The following is a 22,824-nucleotide window of genomic DNA, read 5'->3' as shown; positions in this document are numbered from 1 at the left end:
GCCCGAGATCTTTTTGTTTGAAATAGCTCGTAGTCTGATTTAACCAACAAGATTCCTGCCTGCGCAGGAATGACTGCTTGTTTGGTCAAATGAATTCTAAACCTACAATCCATATTTTTCCAATCTTCGGTATAAAGATGCCCGTGTCAGGCCCAACTCTTCGGCAGCGTGCGATATATTACCACTGTGCTTATCCATTGCCTTACGGATCACCGTCTTTTCAACTTCTTCCAGATTTAATCCGGAAACCGGCAGTTTATGATCATTACCTGAAACGGAAGTCAGCAGAAAATCTCCTTTCTGTAATTGTTCTTCATCCGTCATAATAACGGCACGCTCCACCCCATGCTCCAACTCCCGAATATTACCCGGCCAGTGATATTCTTTCAGATGATTTAGGGCCTGATCTGTAATGCCTTTGATTTCTTTTTTGTACTTGGTTCGGTATTGCTTCAAAAAATGCTCCGCCAACAAAGGGATGTCTTCTGTTCGTTCACGAAGCGGTGGCAACTTAATCTCAATGGTATTGATCCGGTAAAGCAGGTCTTGACGAAATACCTGCTTTTCCACCATCTTACCCAAACTTTCATTGGTTGCACAAATCAGACGAATATCAATCTTGGTGGTTTTGTTGGAGCCGATTCTTCGGATCTCATGCGTTTGCAAAGCGGATAAAAGTTTAGGCTGAAGCTGAAGAGGAATATTTCCGACTTCATCCAAAAAAAGCGTTCCTCCATGAGCTATCTCAAATCGGCCGGCCCGTGATTCCTTGGCATCGGTAAAAGCTCCTTTCTCATGTCCAAACAATTCACTTTCAAACAGGCTTTCGGGCAGGGCTCCCATGTCGACGGTTATAAAGGCATTCTCACTTCGATTTGAACGGCGGTGAAGTGCCCGTGCCACCAGTTCTTTTCCGGTTCCGTTCTCGCCGGTAATCAAAACATTGGCATCGGTTTTAGCCACTTTTTCAATGGTTTGAAAAACCTGCTCCATAGCCCGGCTTTTCCCAATGATATTCTGATACGGCTGTTCCATATCTGCCTTAAGAGCCGCATTTTGTGTACGGAGTTTTTGAGAATCTCTTTTTGACTGACTCAGATTCATAGCCGAGGTTACGGTAGCCAACAGCTTTTCGTTTTGCCAGGGTTTTAGTACAAAATCCGATGCGCCGGTTTTCACGGCCTGAACCGCTTTTTCAACATCTCCGTAAGCTGTTATCAACACAACCGCCATGGCCGGGTCTATTTCCAGGATTTTCTCCAGCCAGTAGAACCCCTCTTCCCCGCTACTAACGTCCTCATGGAAATTCATATCCAAAAGGATGGCATCGTAATCATATTCTTTCATCAGGTTGGAAATCAGCTTCGGATTGCTTTCCACGTCCACTTTCTCAACATGCTGCTTTAAGTACAAACGTGCCGCATTCAGCACATCGGTATCATCATCAACAACAAGTATTCGACCGGTTTTTTTCATTTAATTTATGTGTTTACGTATCAATGTGTTGAAGTGTTAAAGTATCTATGTGTTCAGGAACCATAAAAAACACTTTAACACATATGCACTTCAACACTTGTAAGCCAATACCATACCACTTGTAACATTTACTCTTTGAGATAGTCTAATCCTCGTAATCCCGCAATCAAAGTGTACGATATCGAACATCTGATGTTGGAATGTGAACATTAATTCAGAAAGAATCATCCTTAATTCCCTTTTAGCATACATTCATTTAATTTGGCACACATCTTGATTATATACTTCAAAAATTAACTACGAAAAACCAGCAGGACATTTACGAATGGGAATGGATCGAAAAATTGAAAAGAAAACCTGGACGCTAAAACGCTTCCTTATGATTGCAGGCGTTCTCGCATTTGCAAGCTTAAGCGTATATGCATTTTGGTTTATGGATGTGCGATCTACATTAAATGTGGAAAGAGAAAAATTGACCATCGCAACCGTACAGGAAGACACCTTTCAGGAGTTTATACAGGTAACAGGAGCGGTTCAGCCCATTCAAACCATCTACCTTGATGCCATTGAAGGCGGGGTTGTGCAGGAAGTTTTTCTTGAATCCGGCACCATGGTTGAAGAAGGTGATACCATCCTGACCCTTACCAATTCGAGCCTGCAGCTTCAGGTGATGCAACAAACTTCGGGGCTTTATGATCAAATTAATAATACCCGGAATTCTCGGTTGGCATTAGAACAGAATACACTGCAGCTTCAGGACCAGCTGGCCAGTGCGAAGTCTCAAATGGAAATTTTAAAATCACAGTATGACCGTCAGAAGAAGCTGGTTGAACGGGATTTAATTTCTGAACAAGAATTCCAGACCACAAAGGAGAACTACGAGTACCAAAAACGACGCTACGAATTAACCTACGAATCATATAAAAAGGATTCCATCCAAACAATTACGCAGCTGAGGCAGCTGAATAATTCCGAAGAAAGAATGTACCAAAACCTGGAAGCCGTGCAGAAAATTCTGGACAACCTCTCGGTTACAGCTCCCATTTCAGGGCAACTGAGTACCATTGAATTAAACCAGGGTCAGTCTATCTCTTCCGGGGAGCGCATCGGTCAGGTTGATATCATGGATGGGTACAAGGTTCGGGTAGCCATTGATGAGTATCACCTTTCTAGAATTACACAGGGACTACGTGGTTCTTTCCCTTTTGACGGACAGTCGCACGAACTGATGATCACAAAAATTTACCCGGTTATTAATAACGGTCAGTTTGAAGTGGATATGGAGTTTGTGAATAAAGCGCCGGAAGGTCTCCGTCGGGGGCAGACAGTTAGAATACGCCTCGAACTTGGGGAATCAGCAAGTGCAGTTCAGATACCAAGAGGTGGATTTTATCAAACTACCGGTGGTAACTGGGTTTTTGTTGTAAATGAAAATGAAGGGAAGGCCTACCGAAGAGATATCAGGCTCGGCCGGCAGAATCCTGAATATTTTGAGGTGCTAAGTGGAATATCGCCCGGAGAAAAGGTAATTACCTCCAGCTATGATACGTTTGGGGATAATGAAGTTTTAGTCCTTCAATAGCTGTCAGCTTTCAGGCTTCAGCTATCAGTACTAACTTTTTGGTGAAATGAAGTAAGCATTCTTTTGATCTCTGTTACTTTGTTTGATTGTTCTTTGAAAATATGGTCGGAAACAAATCCAAGATCTTTGGCAAGCATCAATTGATACTGAAGTTCTGATGCTGAGCCCAAAGCAATATTAATGAAGTGAGTGAGCTGTGATTGAGTAGTTCTTCCACAACCCTCAGCTAAGTTAGTGGGAATTGAAGATGCCGACCTCCTCATTTGACTTATCAAACCATATAATTCCTCTTTCGGAAAAGCAGCCGTTGAATTATAGATAGATAAAGCCAATATGTGACTTTTTTGCCAAACAGATAGTGTTTTAAAATCTCTCATAAATAAACCATGTATTAAATTCCTGATAGCTGACTGCTGTAGGCTGAAAGCTTTTACAGTAAGAGCTCCCAGAAACCGATTCCTTACAAAAAACTTTAACACGTGAACACGTTCAAACCCTTACAACCATGATTCAAACAAAAAACCTTAAGAAAGTATATACCACGGAAGAAGTGGAAACGACTGCGTTGAGCAACGTGAACCTCGAAATCAAAGAGGGCGAATTTGTAGCCATAATGGGGCCTTCAGGCTGTGGGAAATCTACCCTGCTGAATATTATGGGACTACTGGATAATCCATCCGATGGCGAGTATCACTTTTTAGGACATGAGATCTCAACTCATTCCGAAAGAGAAAGAGCCCAGCTAAGAAAAGGGAATATTGGATTCATCTTCCAGAGTTTTAACCTGATTGATGAACTTACCGTTTTCGAAAATGTGGAACTGCCGCTTCTCTATCTTGGTGTTGACTCCGCTGAACGCAAGGAGAAAGTAGAAACAGCACTCGACCGTATGGGCATGATGCACCGCCGCAATCACTTCCCTCAACAGCTCTCCGGTGGACAGCAACAACGTGTGGCCATTGCCCGTGCTGTAGTTGCCAACGCCAAGTTAATCCTCGCCGATGAGCCTACCGGTAACCTGGATTCGGATCACGGAGATGAAGTGATGAAGCTGTTGGCCGAACTTAACGAAGCCGGCACCACTATTGTAATGGTAACTCACTCCCCGCATGATGCTGACTACGCTCGTCGTGTCATTCACTTGTTCGATGGCCACGTGGTTACTGAGAATATGCAGGAAGGGTTTCATGTGTAGTAGTTTTCAGCCTACAGCTGTCAGTTTTCAGTTTAGCCTACCGGATTAAACTGAAAGCTGGGGTTCATATGGCTTGCCCACATCAATAATAAAGGAGAACTATGCTGAAGAATTATATTAAAATTGCCTTTAGAAATATATCGAAGCATAAAGGCTATTCCTTCATCAATATATCGGGGTTGGCGATTGGCGTTGCTTGCTGCCTGTTGATCCTGATCTTTGTACGGCATGAACTCAGCTTTGACCGGTTCCATGAAAAGTCAGACCGAATTGTTCGCATTAGCATGGAAAGCGGTGATGATAAGATCGCTGTAACACCATCTATGGTAGCACCCTCTTTGGGTCAGATTTCACCGGATGTTGAGCGTTGGGTGCGGCTTTACGAACCCACCCGCTATAGTCCGGCCATTATTACTGCCGGTGAGAATAAATTCCAGGAAGACAACTTCTTGTACGCTGACTCCAGTTTCTTCAGCATTTTCAGCTTCGATTTTATTGCCGGCAACCCCCAAACGGCTCTAATAAATCCGAAATCTTTGGTGCTCCCTAAATCTACAGCGCTTAAGTTATTTGGCTCTACGGATGTTCTCGGTGAAACCGTTAATACCCGAATTTTTAATACCAATTATGATTTCGAGGTAACCGGTGTGATTGAGGACGTACCCGCCAATTCTCACTTTTCGTTCAGTTACCTTGGGTCGCTTCATACCATGAGTGGTTGGTCCCAATTAGATGATTCCCAGATCAGGGCGGCAAACTTTTTCTCTTACCTTCTGTTGAATAACAGTTCTTCCATTGAGTCATTATCCCAGACAGCCAATGCTTTTATCAGAGACAACCAGGTACAAGACCGGGTAGACCGACTCATATTCACTCCAGTAACCGAGCTGTACCTGAACTCTGACTTTGAGTTTGAAATTGCCCCGATGGGAAGCATGCAGAATGTAATCGGCTTTATTTTTCTGGCACTGATGGTCCTTCTGATTGCCACCATAAATTACGTGAATTTATCCACCGCCCGTTCTTCCAGACGAGGAGCCGAAGTAGGTATCCGGAAAGCATTGGGAGCAGTAAAATCGCAACTGGTTAAACAGTTTTATGGGGAATCGATTTTAATTACAGTGATATCGGTTGTGCTTGCACTCATTTTGGTAGAGTTCTTCAAGGAACCCTTTTTCGAACTGCTTGGAAAAGATATCAGCTTCAACTTATTTACGGATACATCTGCCTGGCTGCTTTTGGGTGGAGTAACCATCGTTACCGCTGCCCTTGCAGGAAGCTACCCGGCCTTTCTGCTTTCTTCATACCAGCCGGTGCGTGTACTGAAGGGACTTCTTGGCTCTACAGGTTCTGATGGCACTCTTCGAAAAGGGCTGGTGATCTCGCAATTCGCCATATCCACTTTCCTCATTCTATGTACCGTCATCATCTATCAACAAACAAATTTCATTCTATCTGCTGATCTCGGTTTTGACGATGAAGAAGTGATCGTACTCCCCGCCCGTGATAATGAACTCGCCCAAAAGCAGGATCTCCTGAAAGGTGAAGTTCTCCGTCAGCCGGGGATTAAAGGAGCAACCTATATGTCTAATATCCCCGGAAAAGTGTTTGGGGGATATGGCTCGGTTCACAATACAACAATGGAGCCCATAGGAACAGCCGCAGGAGCAGCAGACACAGACTTAGTTCAAACATTAGATATCGAAATCATCGCCGGCAGCTCATTTCCGAACAACCCTTCCTATACAAGAGATCAAGGGTATGTATATCTCATAAACGAACAATTAGCAAAGGCTCACGGTTGGACACCCCAGGAAGCAGTTGGCAAACCTTTCAATGTACTGGGAGGAAGAGAAGGTGAGGTGGTTGGCGTAATGGCCGACTTTAACTACCAGTCTCTGCGGGAAAACGTGGAGCCTCTGGCCTTGTTCATTCATGAGCAAATGTATAACTACCTGTTAGTGAAAGTGGAACCTGCGAACATACAGGGAACCATAGCTGCCCTTGAAAACATGTGGCAGGATGTTGCCCCACACCGCCCATTTGAGTTTGAGTTCTTAGATCAGCAGCTGAATGCCCTATACCAGTCTGAGTTGCAAACCCGAAACCTATTGCTGGCATTTTCAGGTCTGGCGATTTTCATTGCCTGCCTTGGCTTGGTGGGGCTTTCATCCTTTATGATTGAGCGCCGGGCGAAAGAAATCGGAATTCGTAAAGTATTGGGAGCCTCAGTATCAAAAATTGTGACCTTACTCTCAACCGACTTCCTGAAATTAGTAGCCATCGGTTTTGTGGTGGGAACGCCCATCGCCTGGTACGTAATGGATCAGTGGCTCACCAACTTTGCTTATCGTGTTGATATGAATGTTGCTGTTTTTATAACCGTAGGGCTGATTGCCATGATTATTGCGATTTTGACGGTAAGCTGGCAATCCATCAAAGCCGCCGTGGCTAATCCCGTGGATAGTTTGAGAAGTGAGTAACAGGTTTTAGGTGCAAGGTGTTAGGTTTTAGTGTGCCCATCAGGAAAACACTAAAACCTAATACCTAACACCTTGCCCCTCCTTCCATTTCCTTCTTCCGCAATTGTTGCTACCTTCGATCTGCCCCTGAAAGAGTTCCATATTTTGTTTTTATGCCGAAGAAAATCTCGTGCTGTCTTTATTTGTGTTTACTTTTGATGCTTTCCGGTTGTCAGTACCTCAAACTTTCCCCGAAAAAACCGGCTGATTCCCATCCTGAAATTCAGCGTGAATTCAGGGCCGCATGGGTTGCAACGGTTGCCAACATCAACTGGCCCAGTGAGCCGGGCATACCTGTGGAGCAGCAGAAAGAAGAGGCTATAAAACTGCTCGACCTTTTACAGGCCACAAATTTCAATGCTGTTATTTTTCAGGTTCGCCCTCAGTCTGATGCGCTCTATGAAAGCGAGCTGGAACCCTGGTCGTATTACCTGACCGGCCAGCAAGGCGTGCCACCCAACCCCTATTACGATCCTCTGAGTTTCTGGATTAAAGAAGCTCATAAAAGAGGACTGGAGCTTCACGTTTGGCTGAATCCTTACCGTGCACATCATGTGAGAGGTGGCCCGGTTTCGGAGCACTCCGTCGTGAACACAAAAGAAGAGCTGGTAGTTGGATTAAAAAGCGGATATTGGTGGTTTGATCCCAGCCTGCAGGAAACCCAGGATCATGCCCACTCCGTGGTTATGGACATCGTGAAGCGATACGACATCGACGGTGTTCACTTCGATGATTATTTCTACCCCTATCCCTCCTATAATTTTGGGGAAGATTTTCCGGATGATGAAAGCTGGGAAGCTTATGTACGTTCCGGGGGAAAGCTCTCCCGAAGCGACTGGAGAAGAAAAGCCGTGGATACTTTCATACAACGCCTATATCGCTCCATAAAAAAAGAGAAGCCCTACGTAAAATTTGGACTCAGTCCGTTTGGTGTTTGGCGCCCGGGAAGCCCGCCTTCCATTGCAGGGATGGATCAGTATGAGGTGCTTTACGCCGATGCCAAAAAATGGCTGAGAAAGGGCTGGATAGATTATTTCTCCCCTCAGCTTTATTGGCCCGTCAATCAGATTCCACAAAGCTTTCCTGTATTATTGGGATGGTGGGAAGAACAGAACTTTACAGGTCGCCATGTTTGGCCCGGCATGAGTATTTCTCGCTACCGGGGCGAACAACAGGCGGACGAGGTGATTAATCAAATTATGATAACCCGTGGCATGCTGCCGGAGGCACCGGGAACCATCCACTGGAGTATGACCGGCTTGGTGGAAAACGACACACTCCGCAAAGCCCTGCTTAACGGCCCCTACAAACAGCCTGCCCTAATTCCGTCCATGAACTGGATAAACCATCGTCCGCTAAAAGCACCTGATATTACTTTTACCACGGAGAAAGGACACCTTTCTTTTACATTGGAGGAAGAGTTAAACCGGGTATCAAAATGGATCGTCTATGCCCGATATGATAAAACATGGGAAACCATCATCATCCCCGGAACCCGACAGCATGCTGCGATCCCTTATTACAAGGTGAACAATGCCCCTGCTAATTCAGCCCTTCGGGAAGGCAGAGCGTCTCTGCTGAAAGAACTTCAAATCACCTATGTCGACCGGCTGGGTTTTGAGAGTTCAGCCTTCATTCAAAGCTTTGAGCATATTGATTAACCGAAAGCTCTTTTACTTCGAAAAAGTTTTAGGCTTTTTCCGGTGGCGGGTTGCTCTCTCAAAGGCATATGCATAACTCAGTATTTTATGATCTTCAAAAATACGACCTAAAAACTGTATCCCTGCCGGCAGGTTTTCAGGCAGAAATCCCATAGGTATTGTCACTGCCGGTTGCCCCGTATGCGGAGCAATGACATGGTTATTATCTCCCGTAATAGCATATAGCGTTCCCGCTTTAATTGGCGCTCGATTCCAGGATGGGTAGATTAATGCATCTACCCGCTGAAGGTTCATAGCTTGTTGAATGGCATTCCTGAACTCAATCCTTTTAGTATCTGAAAAAGGTCCGCCACAAACCGTCTCCCCTTGTACCCACATATATTTTTGATAATTAATCAAGTCATTCTCAATGTATTTAGAGTATTTACCCGAGGCTATAACCTCCTGTAAGCTATTAACCGGAGCTTCGTCACCCAAACTGCTCAAGAACTCATTCAGATCGTCCTGGAATACCGCACACCATTGATTATGACGGAGTGAATCGAAGCCGGGCACTTCAAAAGATTCAACAATAATAGCTCCCTGTTTCTCTAATTCATAAATAGCTTGTTGAAATAAAGCGTCTATCTCCGGGCTGGCATAATTACTAAGTTTCCTAAAAACACCAATTCGAACACCTTTTAACACATCTTTTTGTAACAACTCAGTATAGCTGCCCGGCAACTTTTCTCTTCCATATTCAGTTAGTGGGTCTTCCGGGTCGTATCCATTTATTACTTCGAGTACCCGGGCTGCATCTTCTGCTGTTCTGGTCATAGGGCCGGGTACGTCATTCCTTAAATTCAGGGGGATTATTCCCTTTCTGCTTGTGAGTCCCATCGAAGGCCGAACTCCAACAATGGCATTATGAGAGGCCGGACCCCGAATAGACCCGCCTGTATCTGTTCCAATACCGATAATACCAAAATTAGCAGCTATTGCTGCCGCAGTTCCCCCGCTTGAACCGGCTGTAGTATATGCAAGGTTATATGGATTAAGGGTTTCACCGGCTACCGAACTTATAGTAACATTAGCGTTAATTCCCCATTCTGCCATGTTCGATTTTGCCAGAATGATGGCTCCAGCATCCTTCAATTTTTTTATAATAAAAGCGTCCTCTTTAGGCATAAAACCCTGCATGGCAAGCGACCCGGCAGTAGTTTGAAGTCCTGTTGTACTAATATTCTCTTTCACAATAACAGGAATACCATGTAACGGCCGCAGTACTCCGGTTTTCCTGAACTCTTCATCCAAATTACGAGCCTCCTGAAGAGCCATTTGGTTAATTGAGGTGATAGCATTGAGTCCGGACGGCTGGTCGTATTTTCGAATGCGTTCCAGATATATTTCAACTAACCTTTCGGCTGAAAGAGTATTTTCTGTGTAAGCCTGATGAACTTTATCGATTGTAGCTTCAACAACGTCGAATTCTTTAGAGAATGATGATGAATTTTTAGCATCCTCCTTTTTTAAGGAAAGGGGCTGACAGGATACTGAAACTGTAGTAACTAAAGTTATAGCCCAAAAAAATAATGCTGTTTTCAAAGTTATCCACGGCTTGAGTTGTGAAATAGAAATTACTCAAGAATTGAATTTCTACATTCAAATAATTTCTTCTGGTATATAATTTTACAATTCAAACATCTACCACACCCCACACAGACATCGCCGGTGCTCTGATCGATTTTTTTAAGATCCTTCAACTCACTTTTCAACCTTAAGTGAGTCATAACTTCCCTGAATGAGCATAATTATTTGAACAAAATCTCCATCCGCATGTAACGAGATCCGATTTTTATCGTGTAACATCCGTAACTAATAACCCGGGTCTGACCATGTTCAAAAATTATTTAAAAACTGCTTTTCGGAGTTTCAAACGTCATAAAAGTTCTTTCCTCATAAACGTCATAGGCTTATCCATTGGGATGGCTTGTAGCATCCTGATTCTTCTCTGGGTTCTTGATGAGCTGAATTATGATCGCTTTCACGCCGATACAGACCGGATGTACCAGGTGATGGAGCACCAGCGGTATTCCGGCGATATCATGACTACCCATTCCACTCCGGGAATTTTGGCACCCGCCCTGAAAGAGGAAGTACCTGAATTTGAGCATGTAGCCACCTATACCTGGAATATTGAATACCTGTTTACCAAAGGGGAAAAATCACTAAAAGAAACCGGACTTTACGCCCGGCCCGACTTCTTCCATATCCTCAACATCAATGTATTACATGGGAATAAGGATGAACTGATCAATAGCCCTAAGAGCGTAGCCATTTCCAAAGAGCTGGCGGAAAAATACTTTAATACAGAAAACCCGGTCGGTGAATCCATAACCATCAATGGTACGGAAGTCCACACCATAACAGGTGTATTCGAGAAACTCCCGGAAAATTCATCATTCCAGTTCAGCTATGTGCTTCCTTTCGAAGACTGGCTCCAAAATAATGAATGGGCTACCCGATGGGGTAATAACGGACCCAGAACTATTGCTAAGCTATATCCGGGTGTGGATGTCGCCGCTTTAAATTCGAAGATAAAAGACTTCATAAAACAAAAAGATGAAGACGACTCGAATGTGGATCTCTTCGTTTTTCCCTTTGCTGATCTGTACCTGTACGGACAATTTGAGGACGGCGCACAAACGGGAGGGAGAATCGATTATGTAAGATTATTTACCATCGTTGCCATTTTTATCCTGTTGATTGCCTGTATCAATTTTATGAACCTGAGTACTGCTAAAGCCACTAAAAGGGCCAAAGAAGTAGGTATCAGAAAATCCATTGGTGCAAGTCAGGGCTCATTGATCGGGCAGTTTATCGGGGAATCTATGATCATCACGTTTTTCTCGCTGTTGGTTTCAGTCTTTTTGGTTGAATTGAGCCTACCCATATTCAATGACCTTACTGATAAAGCCATCGACATTACCTACTCCGACCCAACCCTGCTTCTGATATTTCTTGGAACTGCCCTTGTAACCGGTTTTATCGCCGGGAGCTATCCGGCTTTTTATCTCTCTTCTTTTGAAGCTGTCAAAACTTTAAAAGGCAATCTGAAAATTTCAGGCAGCGAAGCCTTTGCCCGAAAAGGATTGGTAGTATTTCAGTTTTCTTTATCCGTTATCCTGATTATTTCTACCATTGTGGTGTACCAGCAAATTCAGTTTACCCAAACCAAAAACCTCGGCTACAAAAAGGAAAACCTTATCACCTTTCCTGTTGAAGGTGATATCTACGATAAGTGGGATACGTTTAAAGCTCAGGTTAAAGATATACCCGGAGTTGTTAACGCTTCGCGTTCCAGTTCGTCGTTTATGGGAAGAAATTCAAACACCTCCGGTTTGGAGTGGCCCGGCAAACTACCCGACACCCATATTTTATTCGAAAATGTAAGTGCAGATTTCGGACTCATCGAAACTATGGGTTTTGAGCTAATCGCAGGCCGCTCTCATTCAGAAGAATTTGGCGCAGACACGGCCCGCATTGTGATTAATGAAACAGCGGCCAATGTTATGGGTCTTGAGAATCCTGTTGGGCAGGTTATTCAATTATGGGAAGAAGACACCGAGATCATCGGTCTTGTTAGAGACTTCCATTTCCAGAATCTGCGGTATGAAGTGGAGCCGCTTTTCTTCCGGCTTACCGACTTTGGCTGGGCGGCCTATGTACGGGTTGAGTCAGATAATATCCGGGAAACGCTGGCACAAATCGAAACCAAATACAAAGAATTCAATCCTACTTATCCATTTGCTTATGAATTCATGGACGAGCAATATGCGGCCTTATACCGGGGAGAACAGCGAATTGGCGACCTTGCTAAATACTTTTCCATTTTTGCCATTATCATCTCCTGCCTGGGATTATTTGGCCTTTCAGCATTCACCGCTGAGCAGCGCGCTAAAGAAATCGGTGTACGAAAAGTTCTGGGTGCTTCGGTTCAAAACCTTGTCCTTCATCTTACCAAAGACTTCACCAAACTCGTACTGATTGCCATTGTAATTGCCTTACCCATTTCATGGTGGATGATGGACCAATGGCTTTCCGATTTTGCCTATAACCCCGGCCTGAATTGGTGGATATTTGCTGCATCCGGCTTCCTGGCGGTCCTAATTGCCTGGCTCACGGTAAGCTGGCAATCTATTAAAGCAGCACTGGTGAATCCGGTTCAGAGTCTGAAAAGTGAATAAGTTATCAGCCGACAGCTATCAGCGTTCAGGTTATTCCCGATAGGTTTAAACTGAACGCTGAAGTCTGATAGCTGTCGGGTCACCCTACTGTCCATAACCGTACACCCGGTGTTGGGAAGTGAACAGGTATTAACCAGCAAAAAGCCTTTAACGCTATTTTAGAGTGCTTTTCAAAGTTTGGTACGATAGTTGAATATCAAGTGTATAATGAGTTGTGAACTTGTTTAAGTGTTTGCGTGTGAACGTGTACAAACACATAAATACGTTCCCACATTAACACTTTACACCATGTTGAAGAATTATTTTAAAATAGCTTTCCGAAATTTCTATCGAAATAAAGAAAACTCGATCATCAACATATTCGGGTTGAGCGTAGCTCTGCTTTGCTGCATAGTAATTTTTTTGTTTGTCCGGGCTGAGCTGAGTGTAGATAATTTCCATACCAATGCGGACCAAATTTATCGGCTTACCTTCCAGGAAATAAACCGACCCGGTGCCCGGCACTTTGCCACTACTTCGCCTCCCATGGGTCCTGCTCTGGTCGAGAGTTTTCCGGAGATAGAACAAGCGGTGCGGTTTCGATTCCCTGACTCCAACATTCTCAGTTATAAAAACCGTCAGTTTTACGAATACAATGTAGCCTATGCCGACTCTTCCCTGTTCAGCATCTTCGAATTTCCGCTGGCCAAAGGAAATCCGGCTACAGCCCTTAAAGAAATCAATTCTGTGGTTATTACCGCACCGATGGCTCAAAAGTATTTTGGGGATGAAAATCCTCTGGGTAAATCATTATATCTGGATAACCAAATTCCGTTGACGGTCACCGGCGTGTTTGAGGAGATCCCGTCAAATACCCACCTGAATTTTGACTTTATCATCTCGTTCGACACTTTCGAAGTTCCACGTGGTTACCCCGTCACCCTCGAAAGCTGGGGGTGGGTTTCCTTCTATACCTATGTGAAATTATCTGAACAAGCCGACCCTGATCAAGTAGCTGCTCATTTCAACGATTTCCTTATTACCCACATGGGGGAAGATGTGGGAGCAAACCGGATCTTACACCTGCAACCTCTCGATGAGATCTACCTTGCTTCAGACCTAAGAAATGCTTCAGAAGTCATGCGGGTAGGCAACCGGGGCTATATATTCGGCCTGTCAGCCATCGCCCTCTTTTTACTGGTAATTGCCTGCTTTAATTATATGAACCTCTCCACCGCTCAGGCTATGCGAAGAAGTAAAGAAGTAGGCGTACGTAAAACCCTGGGGGCAAAACGAAGCTCGCTGATGGGACAATTTATATTTGAGTCGATACTTCTGACCCTGTTAAGCATTTGTATAGCCTTGTTATTTCTCGAGCCCGTAGTTCAAACTGCCTCTTCCCTATTAGGTATGGAACTGAAGCTGGAAGCCTCTGGCTATCTGTACCTGGTTCCGGTATTTCTATTGCTTTCAGTAGTTGTTGGTGTACTTGCGGGATTTTACCCCTCCTTCATGCTTTCAAACTTCCGGCCTTCCAAAGCTCTGAAAGGGTCGGCAGAATCGGGTAGTTCTGTTTTTTCCGTCCGTAAGGTATTAGTGGTCGGGCAGTTTATAATTGCCATTGTACTTATTGCGGGAAGTTTAATCATCCGAAACCAAATTCAATTTATTCAATCAAAAGATCTGGGCTTTAATGAAGAGCAGGTGATTGTGTTGCATATGAATGGAGAAGAACTGACCCGCCGGTTCCCAACCATCAAAAATGAATTGCTGCAAAACCGGCATGTAGTAAACGCCAGTTTGGGAGGTGGTTTACTGGATGGAAGAAACGGAACGGTTCCCGTTTACCCGGCCGGAGACGACCCGGAAGGGTATCCGATGAATATCTATGGAGTGCATTTCGATTATTTCGAAACCATGGGTATCCGTATGGATGAAGGGCGTTCCTTCGCCCCTTCTTTTGCCACCGATTCTGCCGATGGAATTGTAATCAACCAATCAGCAGCCAGGGCGTTGGGTTGGGATAATCCGATTGGCAAAGAGTTGAGAGTAAGTGATATTATGGACGGATATGTTATTGGTGTTGCCGAGGATTTCCACTTTGCTTCCTTACACCGGCAAATTCAGCCGTTGGTCATGTACATTCCGCCCACCAATATGGAAAAGGTATTCGTCCGATTACAACCCGGAAACCTGTCTCAGTCCGTTGCCTCATTACAGGAAAGCTGGAAAAGCGTAGTCCCTGACTTTCCCTTTAGCTTCATCTTCCTGGATGAGCACCTTAATCAGTTGTATCAGACTGACCAGCGCTTTTTAAGACTTCTAACCGTATTCACCATTTTGACCATTTTAGTGGCATGTATGGGTTTATATGGACTGATCACGTACATGATCCAGCGTCGCAGCAAGGAAATTGGAGTTAGAAAAATATTAGGAGCGAAAGCCTCACAAATTACCTGGTTGCTTTCTTCGGAATTTTCGCTGATGGTTGGAATTGCTTTCCTGATCAGCATCCCCATCTGTTATTTCGCAATTCAAAACTGGCTGCAGGAATTTGCCTACCGCGTCCCTATCCCGTGGTGGGTGTTCCTGCTGGCCGGTTTCGTTTCTCTTGTAATCGCTATAAGCACTATTTCATATCAAACAATAAAAGCAGCACTCGCGAACCCTGTAAAAAGTTTAAGAAGTGAATGAAAATTGCTGTCAGCTGAACGCTCAAAATAAAACATCATGCTAAAAAACTATTTCAAAATTGCCATTCGAAACCTACACCGAAACAAAGTTTTTGGAATCATCAGCATTCTGGGACTTACCGTAGGTATTACCGGAGCTACACTGCTGTATTTATATGTTGATAGTGAGCTTGGTTACGACTCTCTTCATGAACAATCGGAGCGGATCTATCGCATTGTCGAAATCGATGATAGTCAGGATCAGAGAACCCGGTACTATGGACAGACCGCCCCGGTACTTGGCTCAACATTGAAAGAAAGCTTCCCTGAAATTGAAAAGATGGTTAGAGTATATCAGCCTGTGGGGCATGTAGATATGGAGTGGAAAGGAGAGGCCATCTCTGAGCGTAATTGGCTGATGACCGATCCTGATTTTATTGAGGTATTTGATTTTGAAATAGTGAAAGGAGACAAAAGCAACCCCTTGTCTGAGCCTAACACAGTCGTGATTTCAGAGAAAAAAGCACAGCAGCTTTTCGGAAGTCAAAACCCTGTTGGTGAAGTACTGACCTTCAGTAATTTGGGTGATAATACTATAACCGCCGTGATAAAGAATGTTCCGGATAACTCTCACCTTCAGTTTGATTTACTTTTCTCGAGAAGAAATTCGAATACCGACATGGAGGAATATCTCACAAATTGGAACAATTATGGTGCCTACACCTACCTGTTGCTGGAAGAGTCCGTGAATTTGGAGACCTTAGAAACAAAGCTGGATAATTTTATTCAAAACCAGCAGGCCACCAACGAGAATGCCCGTAATTTCTACCTGCAGCCTATTACCGACATTTATTTCAACTCTCAGAATATTGAGTTCGGTATCGAGCAAGCTCACGGTAACATTTTCTATATCTATGTGTTCTCAGCAATTGGCGTTTTCTTATTGCTCATCGCAGGCATTAATTATATGAACCTTGCAACCGCACTATCTGTGCAGCGTGGCAAAGAAATCGGTATAAGGAAGGCTGCGGGAGCGGAAAAGAGACAGCTTATCGGTCAGTTCTTGTCAGAATCAATTGTTATTGCCCTGCTGGCTTGTTTAGGGTCTTACTTTTTAATTGAACTGTTGCTTCCCTACTTCAATCAGCTTACAGGAAAAAGCTTTAACATTAACACTGATTCGTTCGGATATATTGCAATGGTATTGCTTGGCATAGGCTTGCTTCTTGGAATCTCCTCCGGCAGCTACCCGGCGTTCTACCTGGCATTAATCAAACCCATCCGGGTGTTAAAATCCAATTCCGATATAAAAGGGACAAGCCTGACACTCCGTAAAGCGCTGGTCATTACACAGTTCAGCTTGTCGATCATTTTGATAATAGGAACACTGGCTGCCTACCAACAAATTGACTACATCCGGACGGCTGACATTGGCTTTGAGGAAGATCGGATGCTCGTTGTTGATATCAACAGTGGAAATACCCGAGCTCGTTTTGATGCCATAAAGCAGGAGATGGCAAAGCTTCCCGGCGTGCAAGATGTCGCGGTTTCCTCCCGGGTACCGGGTGAATGGAAGAATATCACACAAACCTTTGCCCGGTCCGGAGAAGCCGGCATGGCAGATTCTGTTCAGACATTCTTCATGAGTTTCGATGAGGATATGTTGCAGCTCTACAACATCGATTTGAGTTCCGGCAGAAACTTCACCGGCAATAAGTTAACCGATTCCCTCACTGTTTTGCTTAACGAAACCGCTGTCACTGCTCTGAATTTGGATGCCCCCCTGGGTAAAACCTTACGGCTATCTGGTGTTAGCGAACCTGTACGGGTAGTAGGTGTGGTTAAAGACTTTAATTACCAATCACTCCATCAACAAGTAGCACCGTTATTAATTGGATACTGGGCCAATCCGGTTCGATCAATCGATTACTTTTCTGTAAAACTGGCTGCCAATGTGGATGTACCAACAACTTTACAAGGGCTAAAAGAGATTCACGGCCAGTTTGACCCTGCATCAGCAATGGAATACCACTTTCTGGAACAACAGATTGAACAAATGTATCTGACGGATGTGCGTGCAGGGAGGCTATTTGCCATCGGAGGTGGAGTGACCATCTTTATCGCTTGCCTTGGCCTCTTTGGCCTGGCTTTGTTCAGTACTCAACGGCGAATAAAGGAAATCGGAATCCGAAAAACACTGGGAGCCACCACCCCCCAAATTCTTGTGCTCTTAACTACCGACTTTATGAAGCTGGTGGTTATCGCCTTTTTGATGGCAATTCCCGTCAGCTGGATTTTAGTAAACAACTGGCTTGAGAACTTTGCTTATCGCACTGATCTTGGAATAGGAATTTTCGTTTTTGCCGGACTGGGGGTCTTTATTATCAGTTTACTGACTGTTAGCTCCCAGTCTGTAAAAGCTTCGGTGGCCAACCCTGTAAAAAGTTTAAGAAGTGAATGAGAATAGCTGACGGCTGAACGCTCAAAATAAAACATCATGCTAAAAAACTACTTTAAAATTGCGCTGAGGAACCTGTTTAAAGACAGACTTTATTCGGTCGTAAACATTCTTGGATTGGCGGTTGGGCTGGCTTGTGTACTGTTGATTGCCGTATATGTGATGCATGAGCTTTCTTATGATAAATTTCATACAAACTATGATAAGCTTTATCGGGTAACGGAAAGTGTACAGGCTGATGGTTCTACTGATACCTACGCGACTACTTATCCGGCCATTGCTCATGTTTTGGGAAATGAATTTCCCTCTATTGATAAAATCACCCATATATACCCAAGTTCCGGACTAATTACAGGACCCGGCAATACCAGCTATCAGGAAGATGGTATCGTTTTTGCCGATTCTACTTTCTTTGAAATGTTCTCGTTCAACTTTGTGAAAGGAAACCCGGCAACCGCTCTTGACCAGCCCCTGGCCATGGTGATTACTGAAAGTAGTGCTGCTAAATTCTTCGGTGATACGAATCCGGTAGGACAGTCTCTCAGGCTCAAAGACTCAAGAAATACTTTCGATTTTGAAATTACCGGAGTCACGGAAAACCCACCCAGCAATTCTCATATCCAATATGATTATCTCATTTCTTATGAAAGCCTGAAACACCTCCGCCCTTGGGAATACAGCTCTAAGTACCACCCTCCGATGTACACCTACGTTCAGCTTAGCAACCCTGAAGCTGTACCCGTTTTGGTGTCGCAGTTCCCGGCTTTTGAGGAAAAATATTATGGCGATGATTATGCCGAATCTGCCAGCTTTGGGTTACAGCCTATCTCTGAAATTCACTTGTATTCAAACCTGCAAAATGAATTGTCTGCCAATTTCGATATTACGTATATCTACATATTTATCGGAGTCGGCGTGTTCATCCTGATTATAGCTTGTATAAACTTTATGAACCTTGCTACTGCACGCTCTGCAAAAAGAGGCATGGAAGTAGGAATGCGAAAAACTATGGGAGCTCAGCGCGGGCAACTTATTGGACAGTTTTTAGGTGAAGCCATTATCATGACCTTCCTCGGTTTTGGCCTTGCTCTGATTTTCGTTGAAGCAATATTCCCTTTCTTCAATGATTTAACCGGCTATCAGCTTTCTCTTTCATACCTGGGTTCCCGCGAAATTATCCTGGCCATATCCGGTGTGGTAATTGGGATTGGTGTTCTGGCCGGAAGTTATCCCGCATTTTACCTGTCCTCATTCAAGCCCATACAAACGCTAAAAGGAGAACGCATAGCAGAGAAGTCTTCTATCACCTCTTTCCGAAAAGGGCTGGTGGCGTTTCAGTTTTGTATCTCAACGGCACTGATTTTTGCTACTGTCATCATCACCCAACAACTTGACTACATCCAAAATAAAAAGCTGGGATTCGAAAAAGAGCAGGTCTTGATTATGCCCATCCGTGAAACGGCCAATCAGTTTAATGTATCTACCTTGAAGGGAGAAATTGAACGAATTCCGGGAGTTCAGTCTGCTTCGGCTGCATCCGGTTTGCCCGGTATAAAGTCAGGCATCCATGGTTTTATGGTAACCCCCGGAGATAATCCTGCCGACTCAACAGTGATGCAAACTCTTACTGTAGATCACGATTATGTGCAAACGCTTGGCTTAAACCTGATCCACGGCCGCAATTTTTCCAAAGATTTCTCTACAGACGAAGATCAGGCCTTCATCATAAATGAAACAGCTGCGAAAAGGCTTGGCTGGACTGCTGACCCTCTGGATAAAGAATTAACCCTCAGCTTTTATGTGACCAGTTTGGTGCAAAAGACGGGGAAAGTAATCGGCGTTGTGGAAGACTTTCAGTACAACTCTCTTCACAACAGTATAGATCCAGTGGTTATCCACGTATTTAAGCAGACTTTTTATCATGATTATCTTTCTGTGAAACTGGCCTCTGATAATGTCATGGATATTACAGCAAGTATTGAAGAGGAGTGGAATCTATTTAATCCTGACAGACCTTTTGAATACTTTTTCCTTGATGCCACTTTTGACAGCATGTACCGCTCAGAAGAGAAACTCAGTGGCATATTCAAAACCTTTGCTTTTATTGCCATTCTGATTGCCTGCCTCGGATTATTGGGTTTAGCTTCCTACAGCATCCAGCAAAGGGTAAAGGAAATTGGCATACGGAAAGTGCTGGGAGCAAGAGTAAGTGACATTGTGATGCTTCTTGGAAAAGATTTCACCCTTTTAATTATCATCGCTCAAGTACTTGCGCTGCCTCCGGTTTATATTTTTATGAACCGCTGGCTTACCAATTTTACCGACCAGACTCCCGTTTCACCCTCAATATTTATTCTTTGTGGAATAGCAGTGTTGATCGTCTCGTGGTTTACTATTGGTGTACAATCTATTAAGGCGGCTCTAAAGAATCCTGTAAAAAGTTTAAGAAGTGAATGAAAATAGCTGACAGCTATCAGACTTCAGCTTTCAGTTTTACGAGGTCGAAAAAAACTGAAAGCTGATCGCTGACGGCTGAACGCTCAAAACAAAACATCATGCTTGGAAACTACTTCAAAATCGCATTTCGGAATTTGTTTAAGAACAAAGTCTATTCCTCAATCAATATTCTGGGGTTGGCTGTCGGACTGGCAACCTGTATTGTGATCTTGCTGTATGTATCGCATGAGCTATCGTATGATAAGCACCATTCAGACTCAGACCGAACTTACCGGGTTACCTCTCATATCGACTTCGGCGGCAACTTTATTGAACTCGCCTCTACTTCTGCGCCTATGGGACCTACATTAAAGGAATTATATCCGGAAGTGGAAGCGATGACCCGACTCAGACCCCGGGGTTCTTATTTAATCAAAAAAGAAGGAAAAAATTATCGGGAACATGGCTTTGTGTTTGCCGACTCTTCCGTTTTTGATGTATTTACCATCCCTTTTTTATACGGTGAACCGGATTGCGCTTTAACACAACCACAAACGGTTGCCATCAGTGAAGAAATGGCCCGGAAGTATTTTGGTCGTGCCGATGTAGTGGGTGAGACCATTACCATACAGGATGATTTTGATATGGAAATAACCGGTGTGTATGAAACCATGCCCAACACCTCTCATTTTCACTTCAACTTTTTGATTTCGATGGCAACCATCGATGAGGCCAATAATAACGTATGGCTGAGCAATAACTTCAGAACCTACCTGCTGCTTCGCGAGAATACTGATCCTAAAGCGTTTGAAGAGAACTTCGAGTATATCAAGAAAACATACATAGAGCCTCAACTGCTTCAGTTTATGGGTATTACGATGAAGGAATTTGAAGAAGCCGGAAACCGTGCCGATTACAGATTACAGCCCCTGGAAGACATCCACCTTCATTCCAGCCTCACCGGAGAATTTAAGGCAAACGGAAGCATTACGTATGTCTATATTTTTTCCGGATTAGCCGTTTTTATCCTGTTGCTTGCCTGCATTAACTTCATGAACCTTTCCACCGCCCGATCAGCAAAACGTGCCAAAGAAGTAGGCGTTCGAAAAAGTCTTGGCTCAGACCGATCAACCCTTGCCCGGCAGTTTTTAATGGAGTCTCTTCTGCTCAGTTTTCTCGGTTTAATTGTTGCCCTTTTATTCGTTGAACTTACCCTGCCTTATTTCAGCGATATAGCCGGAAGGACCATAAGTTCACAATATTTCACTAACCTCCCTTTAAGCCTGGGAATGCTGGGTATCGTTATCATCACCGGCTTGCTTGCCGGGGCTTATCCTGCTGCATTGCTGTCGTCATTTCAACCCGTAAAAGTACTTAAAGGCACCCACCTGGAACGAAAAGGGCACGGCCTGTTCAGGAAGGGTTTGGTTGTTTTTCAATTTTCCATTTCCATCGTAATTATTGCCGGGCTTCTTGTCATAAACAACCAGCTCCGGTTCATTCAGAATAAAAACATTGGTTTTGAAAAAGATCAGGTGGTTATTGTGGAGGATGCCTATGCCATTGGCAGCAGCAACGGCGTTGATTCTTACAAAGATGAAGTGCTTAAAAGCTCATTTATCAAATCCGCTACCATCTCCAGTTTTTTCCCTGTCGATGGCTACTCTCTGAATGACCTGGCCTACTGGCCGGAAGGTGCATCACCCACACAGAATAATACCGTAAGCCTGCAAACCTGGGAAGTGGACGAACACTACGTACCCACTCTTGAGATGGAAATAATTGAGGGAAGAAATTTTTCAGAAGACCGATCAATGGATGGACAAGCCGTAATTCTCAATGAAACAGCAGTGCAGCGATTAGGGCTGGAAGATCCGGTGGGCAAGAGTATTTCCACCTATGCCATGAACCATGAGGATGGATCTATTGACCAATCAAGAACCAGAACCTTTAAAATTGTGGGTGTAGTAAAGGATTTCAATTACGAATCTCTGCGGGAAAATGTATCTCCCCTGGGGTTATTTAATCAGCGCTCGTCGGGCAATATAGCCTTTCGTTTTGCTGATGTTGATGTCAGTGAAGTACTTGCCGTTCTGGAAGCAGAGTGGACCGCACAAGCCCCTGAACAACCTTTTAATTATGCGTTCCTGGATCAGCAGTTCGATCGCATGTATCGCGCTGAGAGCAGAATACAAAACCTGATGAGCACCTTCTCTGTACTCGCCATCCTGATAGCGTGCCTGGGTTTGTTTGGCCTTTCGGCATTCAGTGCTGAGAAACGCGCCAAAGAAATCGGTATCCGAAAAGTACTGGGAGCCGATATCGTATCCGTCCTTCGCCTGATTTCAAAAGAATATATGGCCCTGATTATCATCAGCTTTATCATCTCGGCACCCATTGCATATCTGGTAATGCAGCAGTGGCTTCAACAGTTTACTTACCGAATTGACTTGGGAATTTCTGTTTTCCTGATTTCGGGATTAATCACACTCGGTATTGCTATCGCAACCGTAAGCTGGCAATCAGTAAAAGCAGCTTTAACGAATCCCATTAACAGTTTGAGGAATGAATAAATAATAGCTGTCAGACTTCAGCTCTCAGCCGTCAGGTCAGGCGG

12 protein-coding genes are annotated in these 22,824 nt (G+C 44.2%); 9 read left to right on the top strand and 3 right to left on the bottom strand.

All coding sequences use genetic code 11. The features are described from left to right. Positions 1 to 102: 102 nt before the first annotated feature. Positions 103 to 1,476, bottom strand: a complete 1,374-nt coding sequence (locus ABFW99_RS03455) for a sigma-54-dependent transcriptional regulator (protein ID WP_349354545.1) — start codon at positions 1,474 to 1,476, stop codon at positions 103 to 105. 331 nt (positions 1,477 to 1,807) lie between these two features. On the opposite strand from ABFW99_RS03455, the gene ABFW99_RS03450 reads away from it, so the two are divergent. Next, positions 1,808 to 3,058: an efflux RND transporter periplasmic adaptor subunit gene (locus ABFW99_RS03450; RefSeq protein WP_349354544.1), complete on the top strand. Its 1,251-nt coding sequence runs from the start codon at positions 1,808 to 1,810 to the stop codon at positions 3,056 to 3,058. Positions 3,059 to 3,075: 17 nt separating this feature from the next. Here ABFW99_RS03450 and ABFW99_RS03445 read toward each other — a convergent pair whose 3' ends face one another. Further along, positions 3,076 to 3,435, bottom strand: coding sequence for a four helix bundle protein (locus ABFW99_RS03445; protein ID WP_349354543.1), 360 nt, complete (start codon positions 3,433 to 3,435; stop codon positions 3,076 to 3,078). 128 nt (positions 3,436 to 3,563) lie between these two features. Here ABFW99_RS03445 and ABFW99_RS03440 point away from each other — a divergent pair, with 128 nt between their 5' ends. The 3 genes from ABFW99_RS03440 (at position 3,564) to ABFW99_RS03430 (ending at position 8,436) form a co-directional block, all read left to right on the top strand. Further along, a complete protein-coding gene (locus tag ABFW99_RS03440) occupies positions 3,564 to 4,253 on the top strand; it encodes an ABC transporter ATP-binding protein (protein ID WP_255134649.1) in 690 nt (229 codons plus the stop codon). 101 nt (positions 4,254 to 4,354) lie between these two features. Continuing rightward, positions 4,355 to 6,736 carry an ABC transporter permease gene (locus ABFW99_RS03435; protein WP_349354542.1) on the top strand — a complete coding sequence of 794 codons (2,382 nt, stop codon included), beginning with the start codon at positions 4,355 to 4,357 and terminating at the stop codon, positions 6,734 to 6,736. Between the two features lie 152 nt (positions 6,737 to 6,888). After that, positions 6,889 to 8,436, top strand: a complete 1,548-nt coding sequence (locus ABFW99_RS03430; protein ID WP_440707425.1) for a glycoside hydrolase family 10 protein — start codon at positions 6,889 to 6,891, stop codon at positions 8,434 to 8,436. 12 nt (positions 8,437 to 8,448) lie between these two features. Here ABFW99_RS03430 and ABFW99_RS03425 read toward each other — a convergent pair whose 3' ends face one another. Then, on the bottom strand, positions 8,449 to 10,020 hold the full coding sequence (locus ABFW99_RS03425; RefSeq protein ID WP_349354540.1) for an amidase: 1,572 nt from the start codon (positions 10,018 to 10,020) through the stop codon (positions 8,449 to 8,451). A gap of 290 nt (positions 10,021 to 10,310) precedes the next feature. On the opposite strand from ABFW99_RS03425, the gene ABFW99_RS03420 reads away from it, so the two are divergent. The 5 genes from ABFW99_RS03420 to ABFW99_RS03400 all read left to right on the top strand — a co-directional run bounded on the left by ABFW99_RS03420 (position 10,311) and on the right by ABFW99_RS03400 (position 22,780). Next, on the top strand, positions 10,311 to 12,662 hold the full coding sequence (locus ABFW99_RS03420) for an ABC transporter permease (RefSeq protein ID WP_349354539.1): 2,352 nt from the start codon (positions 10,311 to 10,313) through the stop codon (positions 12,660 to 12,662). 288 nt (positions 12,663 to 12,950) lie between these two features. Further along, positions 12,951 to 15,335, top strand: a complete 2,385-nt coding sequence (locus ABFW99_RS03415; protein ID WP_349354538.1) for an ABC transporter permease — start codon at positions 12,951 to 12,953, stop codon at positions 15,333 to 15,335. A 36-nt stretch (positions 15,336 to 15,371) separates the two neighbouring features. Continuing rightward, positions 15,372 to 17,774: an ABC transporter permease gene (locus tag ABFW99_RS03410; RefSeq protein ID WP_349354537.1), complete on the top strand. Its 2,403-nt coding sequence runs from the start codon at positions 15,372 to 15,374 to the stop codon at positions 17,772 to 17,774. A gap of 36 nt (positions 17,775 to 17,810) precedes the next feature. Beyond that, positions 17,811 to 20,228, top strand: coding sequence for an ABC transporter permease (locus tag ABFW99_RS03405; RefSeq protein ID WP_349354536.1), 2,418 nt, complete (start codon positions 17,811 to 17,813; stop codon positions 20,226 to 20,228). A 98-nt stretch (positions 20,229 to 20,326) separates the two neighbouring features. Beyond that, positions 20,327 to 22,780 (top strand): ABC transporter permease, encoded by a 2,454-nt coding sequence (locus tag ABFW99_RS03400; RefSeq protein WP_349354535.1) that lies wholly within the window; start codon positions 20,327 to 20,329, stop codon positions 22,778 to 22,780. Positions 22,781 to 22,824: the final 44 nt, after the last annotated feature.

It is taken from the genome of Gracilimonas sp. BCB1 (genome assembly GCF_040117685.2).
GTDB lineage: Bacteria > Bacteroidota > Rhodothermia > Balneolales > Balneolaceae > Gracilimonas.
The sequence above is the reverse complement of the archived record's forward strand: the minus strand, read 5'-3'. Positions and strand labels throughout refer to the sequence as shown.

Excerpts from the sequence above, each read along its gene's own strand:
- ABFW99_RS03415 (WP_349354538.1), top strand. The coding sequence starts at position 12,951 with ATGTTGAAGAATTATTTTAAAATAGCTTTCCGAAATTTCTATCGAAAT.
- ABFW99_RS03435 (WP_349354542.1), top strand. The coding sequence starts at position 4,355 with ATGCTGAAGAATTATATTAAAATTGCCTTTAGAAATATATCGAAGCAT.
- ABFW99_RS03455 (WP_349354545.1), bottom strand. The coding sequence starts at position 1,476 with ATGAAAAAAACCGGTCGAATACTTGTTGTTGATGATGATACCGATGTG.
- ABFW99_RS03420 (WP_349354539.1), top strand. The coding sequence starts at position 10,311 with ATGTTCAAAAATTATTTAAAAACTGCTTTTCGGAGTTTCAAACGTCAT.
- ABFW99_RS03405 (WP_349354536.1), top strand. The coding sequence starts at position 17,811 with ATGCTAAAAAACTACTTTAAAATTGCGCTGAGGAACCTGTTTAAAGAC.
- ABFW99_RS03410 (WP_349354537.1), top strand. The coding sequence starts at position 15,372 with ATGCTAAAAAACTATTTCAAAATTGCCATTCGAAACCTACACCGAAAC.
- ABFW99_RS03430 (WP_440707425.1), top strand. The coding sequence starts at position 6,889 with ATGCCGAAGAAAATCTCGTGCTGTCTTTATTTGTGTTTACTTTTGATG.
- ABFW99_RS03440 (WP_255134649.1), top strand. The coding sequence starts at position 3,564 with ATGATTCAAACAAAAAACCTTAAGAAAGTATATACCACGGAAGAAGTG.
- ABFW99_RS03400 (WP_349354535.1), top strand. The coding sequence starts at position 20,327 with ATGCTTGGAAACTACTTCAAAATCGCATTTCGGAATTTGTTTAAGAAC.
- ABFW99_RS03445 (WP_349354543.1), bottom strand. The coding sequence starts at position 3,435 with ATGAGAGATTTTAAAACACTATCTGTTTGGCAAAAAAGTCACATATTG.
- ABFW99_RS03450 (WP_349354544.1), top strand. The coding sequence starts at position 1,808 with ATGGATCGAAAAATTGAAAAGAAAACCTGGACGCTAAAACGCTTCCTT.